1 protein-coding gene, 2 tRNA genes and 3 rRNA genes are annotated in these 6,300 nt (G+C 49.7%); all 6 read left to right on the forward strand.

The window, feature by feature from the left end; all coding sequences use genetic code 11:
- Positions 1–260 precede the first annotated feature (260 nt).
- The 6 genes from ACTHSN_RS10655 (at position 261) to ACTHSN_RS10680 (ending at position 6,186) form a co-directional block, all read left to right on the forward strand.
- A 16S ribosomal RNA gene (locus ACTHSN_RS10655) occupies positions 261–1,801 on the forward strand.
- A gap of 105 nt (positions 1,802–1,906) precedes the next feature.
- Positions 1,907–1,983: transfer RNA gene (locus ACTHSN_RS10660), tRNA-Ile, on the forward strand.
- A gap of 5 nt (positions 1,984–1,988) precedes the next feature.
- A tRNA-Ala gene (locus ACTHSN_RS10665) sits at positions 1,989–2,064 on the forward strand.
- Positions 2,065–2,412: 348 nt separating this feature from the next.
- Positions 2,413–5,301: ribosomal RNA gene (locus ACTHSN_RS10670) — 23S ribosomal RNA — on the forward strand.
- Positions 5,302–5,395: 94 nt separating this feature from the next.
- A 5S ribosomal RNA gene (rrf, locus tag ACTHSN_RS10675) occupies positions 5,396–5,509 on the forward strand.
- The 16S, 23S and 5S rRNA genes sit together here with 2 tRNA genes alongside, the layout of an rRNA operon.
- Before the next feature lie 389 nt (positions 5,510–5,898).
- Positions 5,899–6,186, forward strand: a complete 288-nt coding sequence (locus ACTHSN_RS10680) for a ComEA family DNA-binding protein (protein WP_070460228.1) — start codon at positions 5,899–5,901, stop codon at positions 6,184–6,186.
- The last annotated feature ends 114 nt before the right edge of the window (positions 6,187–6,300 follow it).

The following is a 6,300-nucleotide window of genomic DNA, read 5'->3' on the forward strand; positions in this document are numbered from 1 at the left end:
GGCGTATAGTTCGGTTCTTCGCTGCTGACGCGGTGAAGAAAACGAAGCAGACAGTATAACACAGTTAGTTAGAATTTTCGATAATTTTAGTTGACATTTGCTAAATGTACTGTATAATTCGATTCGCTCTTTAAAAAACAGATTACCGATAAGTGTGAGTGCATTAGGCCTCACACTGTTTGAAAGACAGACAAGATGATGTTTTAGACATTGTCCTGTCGGTTTCTTTGAAGCAGACCAGAAGTTATAAGTTAGAGATTGAACATAAGAGTTTGATCCTGGCTCAGATTGAACGCTGGCGGCATGCTTTACACATGCAAGTCGGACGGCAGCACAGAGAAGCTTGCTTCTTGGGTGGCGAGTGGCGAACGGGTGAGTAATATATCGGAACGTACCGAGTAATGGGGGATAACTAATCGAAAGATTAGCTAATACCGCATATTCTCTGAGGAGGAAAGCAGGGGACCTTCGGGCCTTGCGTTATTCGAGCGGCCGATATCTGATTAGCTAGTTGGTGGGGTAAAGGCCTACCAAGGCGACGATCAGTAGCGGGTCTGAGAGGATGATCCGCCACACTGGGACTGAGACACGGCCCAGACTCCTACGGGAGGCAGCAGTGGGGAATTTTGGACAATGGGCGCAAGCCTGATCCAGCCATGCCGCGTGTCTGAAGAAGGCCTTCGGGTTGTAAAGGACTTTTGTCAGGGAAGAAAAGGCTGTTGCTAATATCGACAGCTGATGACGGTACCTGAAGAATAAGCACCGGCTAACTACGTGCCAGCAGCCGCGGTAATACGTAGGGTGCGAGCGTTAATCGGAATTACTGGGCGTAAAGCGAGCGCAGACGGTTACTTAAGCAGGATGTGAAATCCCCGGGCTCAACCTGGGAACTGCGTTCTGAACTGGGTGACTAGAGTGTGTCAGAGGGAGGTAGAATTCCACGTGTAGCAGTGAAATGCGTAGAGATGTGGAGGAATACCGATGGCGAAGGCAGCCTCCTGGGATAACACTGACGTTCATGCTCGAAAGCGTGGGTAGCAAACAGGATTAGATACCCTGGTAGTCCACGCCCTAAACGATGTCAATTAGCTGTTGGGCAACTTGATTGCTTAGTAGCGTAGCTAACGCGTGAAATTGACCGCCTGGGGAGTACGGTCGCAAGATTAAAACTCAAAGGAATTGACGGGGACCCGCACAAGCGGTGGATGATGTGGATTAATTCGATGCAACGCGAAGAACCTTACCTGGTCTTGACATGTACGGAATCCTCCAGAGACGGAGGAGTGCCTTCGGGAGCCGTAACACAGGTGCTGCATGGCTGTCGTCAGCTCGTGTCGTGAGATGTTGGGTTAAGTCCCGCAACGAGCGCAACCCTTGTCATTAGTTGCCATCATTTAGTTGGGCACTCTAATGAGACTGCCGGTGACAAGCCGGAGGAAGGTGGGGATGACGTCAAGTCCTCATGGCCCTTATGACCAGGGCTTCACACGTCATACAATGGTCGGTACAGAGGGTAGCCAAGCCGCGAGGTGGAGCCAATCTCACAAAACCGATCGTAGTCCGGATTGCACTCTGCAACTCGAGTGCATGAAGTCGGAATCGCTAGTAATCGCAGGTCAGCATACTGCGGTGAATACGTTCCCGGGTCTTGTACACACCGCCCGTCACACCATGGGAGTGGGGGATACCAGAAGTAGGTAGGGTAACCGCAAGGAGCCCGCTTACCACGGTATGCTTCATGACTGGGGTGAAGTCGTAACAAGGTAGCCGTAGGGGAACCTGCGGCTGGATCACCTCCTTTCTAGAGAAAGAAGAGGTCTGATGCATTCACACTTATCGGTAAACTGTAAAAGATGCGGAAGAGAAAAGCTTGAGTGAAGACAAGATTCGCTTAAGAAGAGAATCCGGGTTTGTAGCTCAGCTGGTTAGAGCACACGCTTGATAAGCGTGGGGTCGGAGGTTCAAGTCCTCCCAGACCCACCAAGAACGGGGGCATAGCTCAGTTGGTAGAGCACCTGCTTTGCAAGCAGGGGGTCATCGGTTCGATCCCGTTTGCCTCCACCAAGAACTTTACAAATCAAAGGAAGCCTGCTATACTTAGCAGCTTATTTTGATTTGCGAAGTGAAATATCGACGCATCGATCTTTAACAAATTGGAAAGCCGAAATCAACAAACAAAGACAATGAGTTTGTTTTGATTTTTTGTTCTTTGCAAAGGATGAAAAATCTCTCGCAAGAGAAAAGGAAACAAACACAGTATTTGGGTGATGATTGTATCGACTTAATCCTGAAACACAAAAGGCAGGATTAAGACACAACAAAGCAGTAAGCTTTATCAAAGTAGGAATTTCAAGTTTATTTCCCTAGTCAACGGGTAGGCAAACGAAGTCAAAGAGGTTCTTGAAATGATAGAGTCAAGTGAATAAGTGCATCAGGTGGATGCCTTGGCGATGATAGGCGACGAAGGACGTGTAAGCCTGCGAAAAGCGTGGGGGAGCTGGCAATAAAGCTATGATCCCGCGATGTCCGAATGGGGAAACCCACCTCTTAGGAGGTATCCTTATCTGAATACATAGGATAAGCGAAGCGAACCCGGAGAACTGAACCATCTAAGTACCCGGAGGAAAAGAAATCAACCGAGATTCCGCAAGTAGTGGCGAGCGAACGCGGAGGAGCCTGTACGTAATAACTGTCGAGATAGAAGAACAAGCTGGGAAGCTTGACCATAGTGGGTGATAGTCCCGTATTCGAAATCTCAATAGTGGTACTAAGCGTACGAAAAGTAGGGCGGGACACGTGAAATCCTGTCTGAATATGGGGGGACCATCCTCCAAGGCTAAATACTCATCATCGACCGATAGTGAACCAGTACCGTGAGGGAAAGGCGAAAAGAACCCCGGGAGGGGAGTGAAATAGAACCTGAAACCTGATGCATACAAACAGTGGGAGCACCCTTGTGGTGTGACTGCGTACCTTTTGTATAATGGGTCAACGACTTACATTCAGTAGCGAGCTTAACCGAATAGGGGAGGCGTAGGGAAACCGAGTCTTAATAGGGCGAACAGTTGCTGGGTGTAGACCCGAAACCGAGTGATCTATCCATGGCCAGGTTGAAGGTGCCGTAACAGGTACTGGAGGACCGAACCCACGCATGTTGCAAAATGCGGGGATGAGCTGTGGATAGGGGTGAAAGGCTAAACAAACTCGGAGATAGCTGGTTCTCCCCGAAAACTATTTAGGTAGTGCCTCGAGCAAGACACTGATGGGGGTAAAGCACTGTTATGGCTAGGGGGTTATTGCAACTTACCAACCCATGGCAAACTAAGAATACCATCAAGTGGTTCCTCGGGAGACAGACAGCGGGTGCTAACGTCCGTTGTCAAGAGGGAAACAACCCAGACCGCCAGCTAAGGTCCCAAATGATAGATTAAGTGGTAAACGAAGTGGGAAGGCCCAGACAGCCAGGATGTTGGCTTAGAAGCAGCCATCATTTAAAGAAAGCGTAATAGCTCACTGGTCGAGTCGTCCTGCGCGGAAGATGTAACGGGGCTCAAATCTATAACCGAAGCTGCGGATGCCAGTTTACTGGCATGGTAGGGGAGCGTTCTGTAGGCCGATGAAGGTGCATTGTAAAGTGTGCTGGAGGTATCAGAAGTGCGAATGTTGACATGAGTAGCGATAAAGCGGGTGAAAAGCCCGCTCGCCGAAAGCCCAAGGTTTCCTACGCAACGTTCATCGGCGTAGGGTGAGTCGGCCCCTAAGGCGAGGCAGAAATGCGTAGTCGATGGGAAACAGGTTAATATTCCTGTACTTGATTCAAATGCGATGTGGGGACGGAGAAGGTTAGGTTAGCAAGCTGTTGGAATAGCTTGTTTAAGCCGGTAGGTGGAAGACTTAGGCAAATCCGGGTCTTCTTAACACCGAGAAGTGATGACGAGTGTCTACGGACATGAAGTAACCAATACCACGCTTCCAGGAAAAGCCACTAAGCTTCAGTTTGAATTGAACCGTACCGCAAACCGACACAGGTGGGCAGGATGAGAATTCTAAGGCGCTTGAGAGAACTCAGGAGAAGGAACTCGGCAAATTGATACCGTAACTTCGGGAGAAGGTATGCCCTCTAAGGTTAAGGACTTGCTCCGTAAGCCCTGGAGGGTCGCAGAGAATAGGTGGCTGCGACTGTTTATTAAAAACACAGCACTCTGCTAACACGAAAGTGGACGTATAGGGTGTGACGCCTGCCCGGTGCTGGAAGGTTAATTGAAGATGTGCAAGCATCGGATCGAAGCCCCAGTAAACGGCGGCCGTAACTATAACGGTCCTAAGGTAGCGAAATTCCTTGTCGGGTAAGTTCCGACCCGCACGAATGGCGTAACGATGGCCACACTGTCTCCTCCTGAGACTCAGCGAAGTTGAAGTGGTTGTGAAGATGCAATCTACCCGCTGCTAGACGGAAAGACCCCGTGAACCTTTACTGTAGCTTTGCATTGGACTTTGAAGTCACTTGTGTAGGATAGGTGGGAGGCTTTGAAGCAGAGACGCCAGTCTCTGTGGAGCCGTCCTTGAAATACCACCCTGGTGTCTTTGAGGTTCTAACCCAGACCCGTAATCCGGGTCGGGGACCGTGCATGGTAGGCAGTTTGACTGGGGCGGTCTCCTCCCAAAGAGTAACGGAGGAGTTCGAAGGTTACCTAGGTCCGGTCGGAAATCGGACTGATAGTGCAATGGCAAAAGGTAGCTTAACTGCGAGACCGACAAGTCGAGCAGGTGCGAAAGCAGGACATAGTGATCCGGTGGTTCTGTATGGAAGGGCCATCGCTCAACGGATAAAAGGTACTCCGGGGATAACAGGCTGATTCCGCCCAAGAGTTCATATCGACGGCGGAGTTTGGCACCTCGATGTCGGCTCATCACATCCTGGGGCTGTAGTCGGTCCCAAGGGTATGGCTGTTCGCCATTTAAAGTGGTACGTGAGCTGGGTTTAAAACGTCGTGAGACAGTTTGGTCCCTATCTGCAGTGGGCGTTGGAAGTTTGACGGGGGCTGCTCCTAGTACGAGAGGACCGGAGTGGACGAACCTCTGGTGTACCGGTTGTAACGCCAGTTGCATAGCCGGGTAGCTAAGTTCGGAAGAGATAAGCGCTGAAAGCATCTAAGCGCGAAACTCGCCTGAAGATGAGACTTCCCTTGTGGTTTAACCACACTAAAGAGTCGTTCGAGACCAGGACGTTGATAGGTGGGGTGTGGAAGCGCGGTAACGCGTGAAGCTAACCCATACTAATTGCTCGTGAGGCTTGACTCTATCATTTGAAGAACTTCAAAGATAAAAGCTTACTGACTGATTCAGTCATCACCAAATAATTGATTAAGGCTTTACCGATTTGTAACAGTTTAAGTTTGGCGGCCATAGCGAGTTGGTCCCACGCCTTCCCATCCCGAACAGGACCGTGAAACGACTCAGCGCCGATGATAGTGTGGTTCTTCCATGTGAAAGTAGGTCACCGCCAAACACCCATTCCAAAGCCCCCGACTGATGTCGGGGGCTTTTTATATACCTGTCGTTTCTGTCGGTTTGACGATAGGAGGTAGGGTAATGGGTGCAAGGATATTGATGAACCGATACCCATTCCGATACCTATTGAGTGTTCGTGCATGCTTGTTGTTTAAATTAAAGGATGACAACTCTGTTGTTATTCTTGAACAAAAGTACTGAAAGTTATGGTTAACTGTTTAGAATATTTGAAATCAAACGATATTTGCGTTAATATGTCGTAAGCATTTGTGTGGGTATGAGCTGTTGCCCTATCTGCGCGTATGTGACAGTGTTTACAGAGTGGAATAAAACCATTCGGTAGGCTTCCTGACTGATTCAATCAAATATGTTATGGGAAAAAATCTGATGAAGAAATTTTTATTTGGTGCATTTGCCGCCGTCTGTGCAGCATTCTCTTTGGCCGCCGTGAATATCAATACCGCGTCTTCTGCCGAACTGGAGGCCTTGCCGGGTATCGGCCCGGCTAAGGCGAAAGCGATTGTGGAATACCGTCAGAAGAACGGTGCGTTCAAATCGGTGGAGGAGCTGAAAAACGTGAAGGGCATCGGTGATGCGGTACTGAACAAATTGAAGGCGGAGGCGACGGTTTCTCCTGCCGCGCCTAAGGCCGCACAGCCTGCCGTGAAAAAATAAGCCTGACGGACGTTTGTGCCGTATATGCCGCCCAGAGGCTGAACCGTTTGCCGGTTCGGGTTGATGGGCGGCTTTGTATGGGCAGTGGCAATGAAGACTTGGACCAATGGGGGC

It is taken from the genome of Neisseria sp. P0009.S010 (assembly GCF_051958545.1).
Classification (GTDB): Bacteria; Pseudomonadota; Gammaproteobacteria; order Burkholderiales; family Neisseriaceae; genus Neisseria; species Neisseria subflava_A.